Genomic DNA, 15,285 nt, shown 5'->3' with positions numbered 1-15,285 from the left:
GCTAGACCCGTGCTGTATGGGGTGTACAGCCATGACGGGTTATTTTGCAACCCGACATAAACCCGTCATACCCGTCATGGCCGCCTCGTGCTTGAATAATCGCGTTGCAGCTCGGCAGGTGGGGATGATACCGATAGACCGGATGCCAAACCCTTTGGAGTGATCCACATCCTACCGTCGGTAATTCGTTTCGCCTTGCATCCCAGCGCTGACAACTTCTCAGCTACTGCGCGGTTGTTCAAGACTTCCCCGGTCTCTATGCGGTACATTGCCTCGATGTCCAGAGCCTTCACAACCAAATGCTTTGCAATGTAATCAGAAGCGAACTCAGCTAGCCTTTCTTCGGTGCGGAATCCGATCATTTCACGCTTGCTGACGGTCATTGGTGGATCACCCCACGGCTGGAACTCAGACAGATCCACTTTCTCTAGTAGGTCCCGCACAATCTGCATTCCATCTTGCTCCAGTAGCCAAGGTTTGAGGACTGTGTTGATGAACGACATGGTTTCTTTCTTCGACTCCTTGTGCGTGATGAAAGCAGGTACCCAGAAACGGCGGTCTTCCTGCTCTAGCGGCAATGGGAAATGGTCATTGCTCGTTATGATGAAGTTAAGAAAGTTATCCACCGTGGTGTCGGGGATATGCTTTCGTCGCAGCGTAATCGTCTTGTTCCCCTGGATTGATTTCAGGGTGTTAACCGTCGACTCGGGGTTCTTGTACACCTCATCAATCACAATGAGCGTCTTGCCAACTAGAGCATCATTAAACTGACCGACCACGTCACCTAGAGCCACTGTCCCTACGCTCGATTTCCCCAGTAGGCCCGGTAAAAGCGTTTCGGCTAGGAAACCCTTGCCTACACCATGCTCGGAACGCAGCAAGACTGTTGCGTTTATACGCATGCCAGGATGTCGGACGGCATGAGCTAACCATTCCCGGAAGTAGTGCTGCTCTTCCTGCACGGGGAAGAGGCGTAGCAGGAACTCACTGAAGGGCTCAGCATCTATTGTAGATACCGCCTTGCCACTCGCCCGGATATCTGGGCCGGTCCACATATTCAACAGCCTGTTACCGCCGTACTCTATGATTCGGCGGTAGTTACCGGGGCGGAAGTCCTCGGCGAATACTATAGGTAGCTTGTTGAGCAGGCTTTCGCCCGAAATGTCTCCAGCTCCGCCAGCATCTCGGTAGGCTTGGCATAGCATCATAGGGTTGCCTTGTGGAGCTACTGCCATGTTTAACAGGTCGCGAAATCTGGGGCGACTATCTATTGAGGGGACAATCACAAATCGATTTTGCACAGCACGAGTTGCGATCATATTAGTATCATTTAATTGCATTGTAGTAATTGACATGTCTTTCCTTGACTTTAGATATTAAGATAACTTTCCCTTCATAAATTGGATGGCTCCAGAGAATAACTGAGCCCTATTCGCATAAGATTGAGAGCTTTCCTCGCCTTTCTCCACGCCACACTAAGCCCGAAGGCACAGTGGCTTATAGGCCAGAGTAAGTAGTTGCATGCTGGATGGCCAGCGCGTTGTCACCAGCCATCTTCAAAGAGCGCTAAGCTAGGCCGGGGCATAGCGTCTTGCCCGACTCTGCATTTTCCCATTTTGGCCTGATTCACCAATTGGCAGTTATGTTGGAGGTAGTATGTACCAACTACCGCCTGATGATATCAAGCTAACTCCATCACAAACCATTACGCCCGTTCTGCTCAATAAATTGCTGGATCCAGATAATCCCTTTGCCAGTGAATAAAGGTACAGGATGGATTTTCCGCTTTCCCGTCTTGCGATCTACGCAATTGACCCACACAGCTTCAAGTCGCCCTGCATCTACATGCTGCTGATAAGGCAAGTTTTTCTTATTTCCGCTACCCATTAGGATTTTATGTTCGCGCAGGTAGTTGAGGAATCGGATCTTACCTGTCCCTAGGGTCTTAGCAACTACGCCTGTATTGAAAAGGTCATCTGTATTAGCCATATCATCATAAAACGCTACCTTCAGGGCGTCTTGGTCAATTTGCCGCTTGAGCTCTTCTATCAGTGTCGCCTGTTCTTCTTCCAGTTCCGCAGCCAGTTTCAGAGTGCTGTAGAGTTTAGTGGGTTCTACATGGGCTGGCGTGCTCATGATGACAGCACTAGCGGTTCGATTGTATGCAGCGCTGGTATACGTGTGTTGCATTTTCATAGATTAAATACTTTTTAAATTCAAGGTATAGCTGCCCGTCGCTACAACTCTGTGCGTTTAAGTCGGGCAATGGTAAAATGTGTTTCCCGCATTGATTTAACACTGGGCGAGGTCAGTGTTGTTTAGGTCGAGGCTAGGTCATGATTGTTTCCTTAAGGTGGTTCTTCGGGTTTATTCGGTCAGCAAGAGCCCAGCACGGAGATTTAAAGTTTTGCCATGTTATTAGTATGTGCAGGTCGAGTTGATCTAATCAATCTATGCTGCATCTTTCTGGCTCCAGTGGCGCATGGCTTCTTCGAACCGTCGGGCTTTACATTGTTTACGGTACTCCTTTAATAGCGGCATGCGTTGTCGCAAATCATCTGCATAGAGGTACAGGTCTTTGCCGCAGTCTACCGCCTCGAAAAGTTCATCCTCAAAGAGAAAACCTTGGTAGGTTCGCTCAATCCATTCACGGTTCAATCGGTCTGTGTATTCCGTCATCGCTCGGACATCCGATTCTTTCCCGTATCCTGGTGAGTAAGAGCAGGAGTGAATCATCATGGTGCTGCTGTCATAAATCACCCAATCATCGGCTTGTAGCGCTATCGCAGAAGCAGCTGAGGCGCAAGTCATGCCAATCTCTACAGTAACGTGAGCTTCGCATTCTTCCATTCGGCGACAAAGATAGTCGCAAGTTTCCAGGCTTCCGCCAGGTGATGAGAGCTGGATGTATACTTGATCTTCCTCTCCCGCATGGGCCAGGATGTGGACGAACTCGCCGTATCCATCAATTTCACCGATAGGACCGGTGAGCGGCACGACGTAGTGCGTCGAAACTCGCTGCTTGGCAAGGATGTTCTTCGGGCGGTTAATTCTGTGGAGTTCTACGAGCTCGCTGTTGGCTTGGTGTTTCATTTAATTGTCTTCCTTTACGAATTTCAGGTAATAGGTGGCCGTCGCTCGAAGTTGAGAGCTAGTGTGGGCGTATGCACCTATTGAGTTAAGTTGGGTGGTAGTGAAACAAGTGTCTAGGGTAAGTTAATTCATCTATAAGTCCTGTGGTCGGTTGGGGTGCGTTTCTCAGGCAATAGGGTGCCGTAACGTAAACTCTGAGTTTCGTCGGACTTATAATGTAAGTGGGCCGAGTTGGCGTACTGGCTCTATGCTAAGCCAGGTATGAAGGGTTCCTCTCTTACGTCATATAGTTGTTCTTTAGTGGTGGTTTGAGGGTGTTTTTCGGGTGCGGACTTATCTTGCAATCATGGCATGGTAGTTACTCGATTGATTTTAAACTAGGGCTGATGCGGTTGAGATTTACAAAAATCCAGGACGCAGAAAAACTCCGTGCTAACACTTCGTCATTTTGACGGAGTCGCAGGGAGGTTGGTGCTGCATTTATGCTGGTCTATCAGTTCACTGGTGAACTTGCTGATGGCGTCATTCTACGGGCTCGGAGTTTCCTGTCAAGCCTGGTGGTGGAAAATATTTGAAAATTTTCGTAAGCATGCTCCCGGTACAGTATTGCCGTCGCTAGGTCGCCCGTCTGGGAACGGCCTTCTTCTATATAGATAGCAGGATCACCAGTGGGTTGGACATCGGCGAAAGACTAGGCGCTGGTCACAATGATGTGGCCAAGCGCCTCGGCCATCGCCTTCAGCGGGCTGCGGCCGCCATAGATTTTGAAGCTCACCGCACCGTCTTCGTTTCCCGCGATGCGTTTGATGAGCGAATCCTGCACACCAGCATCCCGTAGGTCGTCAATCAGAATGTGGCGGAAGCTGTGGAATGTCTTTCTCGTCTCGGTGATGCCCTGCATTGTCTTGTACTTGCCGAACCACTTCGACGGAGCGTGGCCTGGTTTCCCTCGTATGGCCTCCAGTTCAGGGGACGGGCGATCTGCTCTGGTGGTCCTGACTGATTCTACATGCTTCAACAGCCCCAATTCGATCAGGGCCGACTGCAATGGGAGAATACGTCGGCTACTGGATTTCTTCAGGGCCTGGCCTTCACGACTGTCATCGATGCGGATGCACTGGATGCCCTGTTGGTCAATGCTTCCTGTGTGGGGCTGAAGGTGGACAGGTAGAGAGGTAGAGAGGTAGAGAGGTGCCAGAATATTCCCCAACAACACGGTCACTGACCACTGCCAACGAACAAATCCTTAAGCATCTCCGCGATGGTCTCAACGGGTACCCCTGACCCGTAGACATCAAACGTAATCGTGCCCGACGCATGCCCCATTACAGCCTGTGCATAAGCCATAGGAACTCCTTTGGCCTGCATCAACGACGCCAACGAGTGCCGCATGGAATGGAATGTTAAGCCGGGGCCAAAGGACTCCCCCAGGGCCGCTGGGATTGCATGCTGATTCGCCCACTCACCTCCGGGCCTGTAGCCAATCTGAGCCAAGGATTCAGACTTACTGAGTTTGCACGCTTCAACGTATCGCATGAGTGCCGCAAGGTCGAACCCATAAGCACCATCAGTCAACGGCACCAATCGTTCACTGCGTTTGTTCTTGATTGACTTCCCCTCACCTGCTTCGTTGATATGGATAACCGTGATACCTGAAGCGAGGGTCTGAACGTCATTTACCGTCAACTGTGAGATTTCATTCAGACGCCCGCCAGTGATTGCCCCAAGGCTCAACAGCCAGCGCTTCCATGAGGTCTCTGGCAGTGTGTTGGAGTACGCCACCAGCTTACCTACTTGGTACTGCGTGAACGCTTTACGGCTCGACTCAGTGCCCTTTGTGAGTTTCAGTTTCTTGTCGTAGGACTTGGGTATGTGACCATTTTCGACCGACCATGCAAGGACAGCCGACAGCTTCACGATCAGCTTGTTGACCGTTGATGGCATGCGACCATCTGAGAGACGATCACGCAGAGCCACAAGATCAGCCCGTGAGTGGGTCCGCATGTCCAGCTCACCGAGAGCCAGCCCGAGTACCCTGTGGCAAATAGTGGTCTCTTTAAGGGTAGAGGCCTTTTGGTCTTGCCCACGGTCAGCCACATAGAGAGCTGAAAGGGCCTCAAAGGTTACTGCGGGAGCGACTACAGATAAGGACACAGGAGCGCTTGCTACGAACTTCAGAGGTGTGGTCGAACTGCCCACGAGGCCTGAGTGGCTGTCATGCAGTCCGCCCCACACGTGCATAACGTCTCCTTCACGTTCTGCCTCAAACAGCTCCGCTGAGACCAACCGGAAATGCTCCTTCAGTTCGCTCCAAGAGGCGTCTGGGTTCTCTAAGTGAAAGGTTCTGATAAAGCTCGAGAACTGCTCTGCGGTATCCATAGCCTGCCTTCGGTTGCTGGTCTTCAGGGAAACCGAAGCGAAATCAGTGGCGCTACCTGTAACCCTGAGACGCATGTAGTAAATACCGTTGCGTCGGTAGTGATACGGCTTGGCGAGCCTTGTCATCGGTTTCAGGGAAAAAGCGAGGTTTGTAACAGTGTTTGTAACAGCAGATCGAACTTCAAGGAGACTCATGGCGGTTAGGCCCCGTATTCATTGGGTTAACCTGTTTTCCTTGAAGTTCTGGATGTACTGCCGCGAAGACCTGCGCAAGCTCAAGCGGATCACCCTGTTGTGGGATTACATCCGCGGGGTGACTGAGCAGAATCACGGGCTGTTGATGGGTGAGAGTCGCGAGATGTTGTTTGCCGATTAACCGGCGGTACCACGATCGACACACGGCGGTTCTCGGTGCGGCCGACAAGTCGGCCAGTTTGCGTTACTGGCCGGAGGCCTCATCCAGTTCAAGCATCAGCCCGCTCAGGCGCTTGACCTTGCGCCGCACGGCCTCTTCGAATACGCCGGCACGGGGTTCTATGAGGGTGAACCAGTTCTTTGCCCGGGTGATCCCGGTGTAGATCAGCTCCTTGGTCAGGACCGGGTTGAGGGCGTCCGGGAGGATCAGTGCGGTGTGGGCAAACTCCGAGCCCTGGGATTTGTGCACCGTCATCGCGTACACGGTTTCGACGTCGTTGAGCCGGCTCGGCAGTACAAAACGCACACCACCTTGACCATCGTTGCGCGGGAATGCCACGCGCAACACCTGCTTCCCGGCTTCAGGCCCCTCGCGTTCCGGTAGCTTGAGCGCGATGCCGATGTCACCGTTCATCAGTCCCAGGCCGTAGTCGTTACGCGTCATCAATACCGGGCGACCTTCGTACCACTGCTGATCGTTATCGATCAAGCGGGCCTTGAGCAGCGCGGCGGTCGCTCGCTGATTCAGGCCTTCCACGCCCCAGGGGCCCTTGCGTACGGCGCAGAGCAACTGGAAGGCGTCGAACGCCTGCAGCACCTGGCGAGCCCAGTCGGCCCAGCAAGGATCCTCAAGGGCTCGGCCAGGCGCCGGGCGCTGCTGGCGCAGCAGGCCGAGGTAATGCCGATAACCCTGCGGCCCATCGCCGTGACCTTCAAGCAGCAAACGCTCCAGCGCCCGGTCCTGTTCGCCCTTGAGCGACAGGCTGAACACGTCGTCATGGCTGCGGGTGGCCAGCAGTTTGCGCGCCTCTTCAGGCTGCTGCTGATTGACCCGACGAGCCAGCTGGCCAATGCCGCTGCCCTCACCGAAGCGGCGCGAATGGCGCAGCATCACCACTTGTTGCGCCAGCGGATGAGCGCCTTGGGTATCCTCGTGCAGGTCGCTGTTTGCCAGGCTTTCGCCACTGACCTGCTCCAGCCACTGGCGAGTCTGCGGGCTGTACCAGCCGGCCTCCGCGTCACGACACAGGTCGCCCAGCACGGCGCCCGCTTCCACCGACGCCAGCTGATCCTTGTCACCCAGCAGCACCAGTCGCGCATGGGCCGGCAGGGCATCGAGCAGATTGGCCATCATCTCCAGGTCGATCATCGACGCTTCATCCACCACCAGCACATCCAGTGGCAGGCGATTGCCCGCGTGATGCCGGAAGTGCCGCGTCCCGGGCCGGCTGCCGAGCAGGCGGTGCACCGTGGTGACGTCCGAAGGAATTTTCGCCCGGACCGCTTCGCTGACTTCCAGCGTCCTGACCTGCTGGCTGATGGACTCGGTCAAGCGCGCCGCCGCCTTGCCCGTGGGTGCGGCAAGACGGATGCGCAGCGGCTGGCCAGCATCGACTGCGGGCGCCTGGAGCAACGCCAGCAACCGTACGACGGTGGTGGTCTTGCCGGTGCCGGGACCACCGGTGACGATACTGAATGCACTGCGGGTCGCCAGGGCGCAGGCGAGTTTTTGCCAGTCGATCACTTCACCCGGCCTGGCGGGCCCGAACAGGCCGGTGAGGCGCTGGTTCAAATCCGCAGGGGTCACTTCGTGCTCAGCCAGGCGCTGGCGCAATGACAGGTCGATGCGTCGTTCGTACGCCCAGTAGCGCCGCAGGTACAGGCGTTTACCCGACAGCACCAAAGGCCTTTGCTGCGCATTCTCGCGTCCGTCGGCTGCCAATGCGACCAAGGGGCTGACCGCCAGCGCCTTGCACCAGTGAGCGCCATCCAGCGCCTCCAGCAACTGCGAAGGCAACACCATCGAGCCGCCTTGAACATCGCCTTCGGGTGGCAGGGACAGGGCAAAGTCCGGTTCCTTGAGAGTCTCGTACAGATCCAGGCACACATGCCCGTGACCCAACTGGTGGCTGGTGAGCGCGGCCGCCAGCAATACCAGGGGATCGTCATCGGGCGCCAGCTCATGCAGGAAGGCCACGAACGCCTTGTCCAATGCACGCAGCCAGCCGCGCTCGACCCAGCGCGTGAGCAACAGCAGCAAGTCTTCGGCGCGGCTCAAGGGTGCGAGGTCGGCCAGGCTTTCAGCCGCCAGTGAGGTGGGCAGCAAATCGGCGAAGGTGCGACTCATAGCAGTTCTCCCTGTTCCCAGGCGGGTTCGGCCTTGGGCTGCTGCTTGCCCTGGAACAGGCGATCAAGGTGTTCGATCAACTCCCGCGGCGGACGGGCGAAATAAACCCCCTGGCTGGCTGCACGGGTGCCGCGCAGGAACAGGTACAACGCACCGCCCACGTGACGGTCATAGTCGTAATCGGCCAAACGCGCTTTGAGCTGGCGATGCAGGGCCAGCAGGTACAGCACGTACTGCAGGTCATAGCGGTTGTCGAGGATCGATTGCTCCATCGCTTGCGCGGTGTACGCCGAGTCATCGACACCCAGCCAGTTGGATTTGTAATCCGCCACGTAATACCGACCTTCGTGTTCGAACGTCAGGTCGATGAAACCCTTGAACATGCCGTTAAGCAATACCGGTTCGGCCGCCACCCGCGCGACGCCGTTGTGAGTGTATTGGCGCACCAGCTCATCGAGTTTCAGCACGTCGACCTTGTGGCTGGCGAACCAGAATTCCATCTCGACCCGGTACTGGGTCAGGTGCTCGAACACGACCGGGGCCTGCCCTGACCCCAAGTGCAGGGGCGATTTGAGCAAGTGCTGCAGCCAATCGCTCAAGGTGGTAATCCAGCCTTCCCAGCCGCGTCGATTGCAGCGACGCGCAATGGCGTCTTCCACCGCTTGTGGGTTGGCGCAAAAGCCTTCACCACCGGCCCATTCCAGCAGCCCATGGAGAAAGGTGCCGGGGCCTGGGCCGCGAGGGAATCGATGGATGTCCGCGCCGCCGGCCGCCACTTCACGCGGAGCATTGGGGTCGAGGCGTTCGTCGTCGAACAGTTTCTGTGCCTGAGGGTTTTCCGGTGCTTCGTCGCTGCCGATACTCAAGCTGTCGCCGATACGCAAAGCGCTGTAGGAGGCAATCCACCAGTTTTCACTGGCCCGGCGTTTGGGCATCAGCGGCGCGAGCAGGCGCGCGTCGTTCTGCGGCGGCTGGTAGTGCTCGGCGGTAGCGGGCGGGACTTCGCAATAACGCAGGGCGGGGCAATCTTGCTGAAGGTCTTCCAGCCAGCGTTTTAAACCGGCAGATTCCGCCAGCATGGCACCGCCACCCAATAGATAACCCAGTGCCGACAGGTGCAGCACCGAGCTGTTGTTATTGCCTCGCTTGAGATCGGTGACGCCTAGCCAGCAGGCGTGCTGCGCCCGGGTCAGGGCGACATACAGCAAGCGCAAGTCCTCGGCCAGGCGCTCGTGATCGGCCAGTGCGATCAATTCGGCCGTCGGCTTCAGGCTCATCTGCGCCTTGCCGTTGGCATCGTGGTAGTGCAACGGCAACCGACTGCCGTCCACCGGCTTGGCCGAGCAAATGAACGGCAGGAACACCAGGGGATACTCCAGGCCCTTGGACTTGTGAATGGTCACGACCTTGACCAGTTGCTCGTCGCTCTCCAGACGCAGTATCTGCTCTTCCCCCGCTTGGCCGGATAACGCCAGGTGTTCGGACAGGTGGCGAATCAGCGCCTGCTCGCCATCGAGTTCGGCGGCGGCCTGTTGCAGCAGTTCGGACAGGTGCAAGAGATTGGTGAGAATTCGTTCGCCATCGCTGCGGGCGATCAATGTCTGCGGCAACTTGAAGTCGTGCAGCAGGCGTCGCAGCATCGGCAAGACGCCCTGCTTGCGCCACAGCTCACGGTAGCCGCGGAACTGCATGACCCGCGCTTCCCATGCCAGCTCATCCTGATTGAGCCGTTCAAGTTCGGCCAGTGACAGGTTCAACGTGATGCAGGCCAGTGCGGCGCGCAACGGCCGCTCGACATCCGGCTCGGCGCAGGCCTTGAGCCAGGACAGCAGGTCATGGGCCTCCTGCGCGGCGAACACTGAGTCCTTGTCTGACAGGTAGACGCTGCGCACGCCACGGGCCGACAGCTCGGCGCGTACGGCCTGGGCTTCCTTGCCGTCGCGCACCAGGATGGCGATATCCGCCGGCAGCAGGCCGCTGAAATCCTTGCCGTCCTGATGGAATCCCGACTGTCGCTGTTGCCCGCTGTTGAGCAGTGCGGTGATTTCACTGGCGCAGGCGGCGGCCAATTGTTTGCGGTAGAACGCGCCCGAAAGCGGTTGCTCGCCAGGCAGGAGCCAGATGTTCAAGGCCGGCACCGGGCTGCCCTCTATCTGCAGCACTTCCTTGCGGCCCTGGGATTGGACCGGCAGGAATGGCACGGGATTTTCGCCGTTGCGTTCACGGAACAGGAACGCACCGCGCCCCAGTTCACGCCTCTCGGCACGTTCGAACACATGATTGACCGCCTCGACCATGCCATGGCTGGAACGGAAGTTGGTCCCCAGGGTATGCAGCCGGCCAGTGGTGGCCTGGCGCGCCCGCAGATAAGTATGAATATCGGCGCCACGGAACGCGTAGATCGCCTGCTTGGGGTCGCCGATCAGGAACAGGCCGCAGTCGGGGTTGTTGTCTTCGATGCGATAGATGGTTTCGAAAATCCGGTACTGCACCGGATCGGTGTCCTGGAACTCGTCGATCAAGGCCACCGGAAACTGTTCGCGAATCAGCGAGGCGAGGCGCTCGCCGCCATCGGCTTGCAGGGCGGCATCGAGGCGCAGCAGCATGTCATCGAAGCCCATCTCGGCACGGCGCCGCTTCTCTTCTTCGAACCGGGTACCCACCCACTGGGCCGCGTGTTGCAGCACGGCCGCATCGGGAGTCGGCAGGTTATCCAGACTGGCCTTCAGCCCCGGCATCGCATCCAGCCCCGGGTGACTTGGCACTTCGCCCTTCCAGGCTTCGGCCATGCCGTCCGGGGTCAGGCGGGTGAAGCCGGTGCCGATGTCCAGCTGCTCCAGCGATTCGTCCGCGGCCCAGGCCTGGATCTTTTCAAACCAGGGTTCGAAATAACGCGCCTGCATCTTGCGCCCGTCGACGCTCTTGCTTGCGACGCCCTGGTGGCAGATGGCGAGCAGCTCCTGTGCCCATTGAGTCCACGGCATCTTCAGCTCAAGCAATGCCGCCCGCCGTTCCTGCAGGCATTCGGTAATCAGTTGCGCAGGCTCTTTGCCGGCAGTGGTGCCACGTTCGCTGGAGAACAGCCCACGCACACGCGGCAACAACGCCGACGGGCCGCCCCAGTTTCCACGCACCCAGCTCAGTGCATCGCCTTGCATGGGGTAGCAGAACAACCGCCAGTAATCGCGCAGGACTTCACCCAGCAAGTCGCTGTGGTCAGTTTCCAGGCTTTGGGTAAACAGGCTGCCACTGTCGAACGCGTGCTCGCGCAACATGCGCTGGCACCAGCTGTGGATGGTCGAGACCGCAGCTTCGTCCATCCACTGCGCCGCGATGTCCAGGCGGTTCGCACATCCGGCCCACTGTTCACCTGGGTATTGATCACGCAGGTCGGCGATCAGGGCGTCTGGTGCGGTTATTTCATCACGGAAAAAACGCGCCGCTTCAGCCAGGCGCGTGCGGATACGTTCACGCAGCTCCTTGGTCGCCGCGTCGGTGAAGGTCACAACGAGGATCTGCGGCGGCAGCAGTTCACGGCCGAAACCGGCGGACTCGCCACCGTGGCCAAGGACCAGGCGCACATACAATGCGGAGATGGTAAAAGTCTTGCCGGTGCCGGCGCTGGCTTCGATCAGCTGGCTGCCGCGAAGCGGAAAAGCCAGGGCCAATGGTGTCTTGTCGGTCATGCGCGCGAGTCCTCGCTGTTCAGCGAACGCCAGGGAGCTTGCAGCAGCGGTCGATACAATGCATCGCACCACCCGGGGAATGATTCATCCGCCGTGAGCGCGTCGTAGTCCTTGAACTGCCGGGCCAGCGCAGCACTTTCACGCCGTTCGCCGTCAGTAGTTAGGCCATCGCCTTCATAGGCTTTGCGAGCGGCGCCTTCGGCCTTCAGCGGGTCGGTCTGACCCAGCCAGGCGAAGGCCGTTTTCACGGCAATTGGCAGCGGCTGGCACATGCCGGTTTTCCAGGCCAGCAACAGATCGCCCAGAATGCCCAAAGCCTGTGCCTGCTCCATTGGGGCCAGCAGCAGACTGTCGTCACTGGCCACCAGCGCGGTGGTCATTGGCCAACCGCTGGCGCAAGCCACCAGATGGTTGACCCAGGGCCGTGTGAGCCGATGCCATTTACGCGCCTTGATCGCACCAATGCTGTTGGGGATAGTTGTCACCGACAACAAGCCGCCATCGGCGCGCTGATGCAGGCCGCTTAGCCAGCCTTCCAAGCGCAGGCCTTGGGATTCCAGGTTCACCGGCAACGCGCTGGCGAGTGGGGTCGGCCATAACGTCAAGAGTTGTTGATAACGCTGCAACAGGTCCGGCAAGGGTTCGATCAATTCCCGTTGCAGGTATTCGCCAAAGCCGGCCATGGGCAGCAGGCCACTGTTCTGCAGGCGGATGGCGTGTGCAGCCAGGGTCTGATCCACAAAATCGGGTTGCCCCAGCGCCGCTTCCAGCAAACTGTCGCTAAGGCTGTAGCGTTGCAGGGCATCGAGGACAAAAGGCTCTTCATCGGCCAGGGGGGCCTCGGCCGCCTCAAAGAATATCTTCAAGCGTTGGCTGAAGAAGTGGCGCACCGGGTTGCGCAGGAAATCCTGAAGTTGCCCCAGGCTCAACGGCTCTTCCTGGACGTAGGCTTCAAGGGTCTCGAACCCGGCATCCGTTGCATTGGCTTGATGGAGGGTCTGCCATTCGCTGGCATAGCTGAACAGCCCATCGCCCTCATGGAAATAGCGGGCGCTGAAAGGCTGTAGCGGGTGTTCCTGCGTCATGGCTTCAAGCAGGTCCTGCGCCTCGTCGGCCGAGTGCCAACCGCTGGCCAGGTGATCGCGAAGCTGGCCGATCAGTACCGAGGCCGGACGTTCGCTGTTGTCGCGAATGCTGCGGCCTACCCAGCTGATATAAAGCTGATCACGGGCCGAGAGCAGGGCTTCGAGCAGGAGATAACGGTCGTCTTCGCGCCGTGATCGATCGCCGGGGCGGTAATCGCTGCCCATCAGGTCGAAGTCCAGCGGCGGTTGCGCGCGAGGGTAGTCGCCGTCGTTCATGCCGAGCAGGCACACCAGCTTGAACGGGATGGCCCGCATGGGCATCAAGGTGCAAAAGTTGACTGCCCCGGCCAGGAACCGCTGGGATAAGCGCCCCTGATCGAGGCCCGCGAGCCAGGCTTCGCGAACCACGGTCAGGGGTAACTGGTCATGCAACCCAACCGACTCACAGGTTTCCAGCCAGGTTTCGCGCAACTCTTCCAGCTGGGCGAGCAAGTAGTCGTCGTGTTCGTTGCTGGCCTGGAAAAACAACTGGATCAACGCTTGCAGGCGCATGCCCCATTGTCCGGGAGCTGCAGGAGAAGCCAGCTCATGGTGAGCAATGTCCAGCGCATCGAGCAGCGCTACCAGCGGCCCGATCAGCGCGGCATCCAGGCCGCCGATCTCGTCATAGGGTTCGATGCCGCCGTAGGCACCAGAGCTGCCTACTGCGTAACCGAGCAACATCCTGCGCAGGCCGAAACGCCAACTGTTTTGCTCGAGCTCGGCGGGCAAGCCGAGATTGGCGCGCTGCTCGGCATTCATGCCCCAGCGGATGCCCGCACCTTCGATCCAGCGATGCAGCGTCGGCAGGTCCCGCTCCTCGACACCGAATCGCGCGCGCAATGCGGGAACGTCCAGCAGATCGAGGATCTCGCTGACGGGGAAACGACTGTCAGGCAGCTTCAGCAAATGCTCGACGGCGATCAGCAATGGATCGCGACCGCGTTGGCCCTGATCGGCGAGTGTGAACGGTATGAAGCGCTGGTCCCTGTGCTCCAGCTGACCGAATACCGCGCGGATATGCGGGGCATAGCTGTCGATGTCCGGCACCATGACGATGACGTCACGGGGCCTTAGCTCGGGGTTTGCACTGAAGCGGGCGAGCAACTGGTCGTGGAGAATCTCCACTTCCCGCTGGGCGCTGTGGGCGATGTGAAAACGGATCGACTGATCATGCTCAAGATCAACAGCCGGCCAGCGCTCGCGGGTTTCACCCAGGGGGCGCAGTTCGAGGATGTCGTCCTGCAGTTGATTGAGCATGTTCTGCGGCGTGCTGTCGCTGAACAGGTCGATACGACCATCGCGAAACGCCGAGCGATAGCTGTTGGGATCGTCGTAGCTGTCGAGCAGGTTGATGTAGTCCCGACCTTGTTTACCCCATGCCGCCAGCAATGGATGCGCATGCTGATGGAGGGTTTGCGGGTCGAGTACAACGGGCATGCCGTTCTTGCGCGCCTGACGCTTGTATTGGTGCCGTAACAGGTCTTTATCGGCGACGATGTCTGCCCAATGGTGACGACATGGGTTGTGCACGCACAGCAGGACCTGACTGAAACGGGCGAGCCCGGCCAGCGCTTCCAGGGCCTGGGCCGGCAGCGAGGAAATCCCGAATACGATCACCCGCGAAGGCAACCCCGCAGGCGCTTCATCCAGGCCATTGATACGTTCGATAAACCGTTGGTGCACGCCCGCACGACTTTGCGCCATGCCCTGCTCACCCACATCCAGCAACAGTGCACGCCACAACTCCGCTTGCCAGGCGTTGGCCGGAGTCAGCGGCTTGGCTTCGCCGCGTCCGTTGCGTAACTGGTGTCGACCTTGCGCCCAGTCTTCAAGCCAGTCAGCGCGGTAGACCTGGTATTGGTCGAACAGGTCGGCCAGGCGTTCGGACAGCTGATAACGCTTGCGCAAGTCGGTGTCGTTGGTGAGGAAGCGTTGCAGGGGCTCGAAGTGTGGCTGATCGATCACCTGCGGTAGCAGGCGCATCAGGCGCCAGGTCAAGGGCGCTTTATCGAGCAAGGATTTGACCGGAATTTCCTCGCGACCAAGGACCATGCGATACAGCTGCCACATGAAACTGCCGGGCAGTTGCACGTCGATGGCAGCGGCAATTCCGCAGCCGCCCGTATCGTCGTCTTCAGGGTCTTCTGCCAGTGCCAGCTTGAGCCATTGGGCAATGCCGTTGCTCTGGACCAGGGCGATTTCGTTTTCCAGGGGGGCCAGCGGGTACCGCCGCATCCAGCTCACTACCAGGCTGCGCAACTCGTCCAGGCGGTTGCCATGAACCACCATAAAACCAGCACTGAGGGACGTCGCGTCCGGCATAAAGGCTTCCTTGGAAAAATACAAACGCCAGGGCGAACCTTAGCACTGTCGGCAGGCTGTGGCAGCCGGGAGCGGCCCGGTGTTGATGCGGGAATTTTCTCGCGGACAAAAACAAAACCCCTACCTGCATACGCAG

The 15,285-nt window shown here is 58.4% G+C and carries 7 protein-coding genes and 2 pseudogenes; 1 reads left to right on the top strand and 8 read right to left on the bottom strand.

The window, feature by feature from the left end:
• Window positions 1-74: 74 nt before the first annotated feature.
• The 5 genes and pseudogenes from HYI44_RS21485 to HYI44_RS21465 all read right to left on the bottom strand — a co-directional run bounded on the left by HYI44_RS21485 (window position 75) and on the right by HYI44_RS21465 (window position 5,667).
• Entirely contained in the window at window positions 75-1,355 is a 1,281-nt protein-coding gene (locus HYI44_RS21485; RefSeq protein WP_225570470.1) for a DUF5906 domain-containing protein, read from the bottom strand.
• A gap of 340 nt (window positions 1,356-1,695) precedes the next feature.
• Window positions 1,696-2,136, bottom strand: coding sequence for a phage antirepressor KilAC domain-containing protein (locus HYI44_RS21480; protein WP_225570469.1), 441 nt, complete (start codon window positions 2,134-2,136; stop codon window positions 1,696-1,698).
• A 315-nt stretch (window positions 2,137-2,451) separates the two neighbouring features.
• The gene (locus HYI44_RS21475) at window positions 2,452-3,093 is read right to left on the bottom strand and encodes an ATP-dependent Clp protease proteolytic subunit (RefSeq protein ID WP_225570468.1); all 642 of its coding nucleotides are present in this window, start codon (window positions 3,091-3,093) and stop codon (window positions 2,452-2,454) included.
• A gap of 691 nt (window positions 3,094-3,784) precedes the next feature.
• Window positions 3,785-4,231: pseudogene (locus HYI44_RS21470) on the bottom strand (integrase); the annotation flags it as partial.
• Between the two features lie 80 nt (window positions 4,232-4,311).
• Window positions 4,312-5,667: a tyrosine-type recombinase/integrase gene (locus HYI44_RS21465; RefSeq protein ID WP_225570467.1), complete on the bottom strand. Its 1,356-nt coding sequence runs from the start codon at window positions 5,665-5,667 to the stop codon at window positions 4,312-4,314.
• Window positions 5,668-5,710: 43 nt separating this feature from the next.
• On the opposite strand from HYI44_RS21465, the pseudogene HYI44_RS21460 reads away from it, so the two are divergent.
• Window positions 5,711-5,848: pseudogene (locus HYI44_RS21460) on the top strand (LysR family transcriptional regulator); the annotation flags it as partial.
• Window positions 5,849-5,911: 63 nt separating this feature from the next.
• On the opposite strand, the gene recD reads toward HYI44_RS21460, so the two are convergent.
• The 3 genes from recD to recC are packed head-to-tail and all read right to left on the bottom strand — an operon-like array spanning window position 5,912 to window position 15,149.
• Window positions 5,912-8,014 (bottom strand): exodeoxyribonuclease V subunit alpha, encoded by a 2,103-nt coding sequence (gene recD / locus HYI44_RS21455; RefSeq protein ID WP_225570466.1) that lies wholly within the window; start codon window positions 8,012-8,014, stop codon window positions 5,912-5,914.
• Window positions 8,011-11,700: an exodeoxyribonuclease V subunit beta gene (recB, locus tag HYI44_RS21450; protein WP_225570465.1), complete on the bottom strand. Its 3,690-nt coding sequence runs from the start codon at window positions 11,698-11,700 to the stop codon at window positions 8,011-8,013. Before recB ends, recD begins: the two co-directional genes overlap by 4 nt.
• A complete protein-coding gene (recC, locus tag HYI44_RS21445; RefSeq protein ID WP_225570464.1) occupies window positions 11,697-15,149 on the bottom strand; it encodes an exodeoxyribonuclease V subunit gamma in 3,453 nt (1,150 codons plus the stop codon). The genes recB and recC overlap by 4 nt, the downstream gene beginning before the upstream one ends.
• Window positions 15,150-15,285 lie beyond the last annotated feature (136 nt).

Source organism: Pseudomonas sp. Y24-6, assembly GCF_020295325.1.
Lineage (GTDB): Bacteria > Pseudomonadota > Gammaproteobacteria > Pseudomonadales > Pseudomonadaceae > Aquipseudomonas > Aquipseudomonas gregormendelii.
The sequence above is the reverse complement of the archived record's forward strand: the minus strand, read 5'-3'. Positions and strand labels throughout refer to the sequence as shown.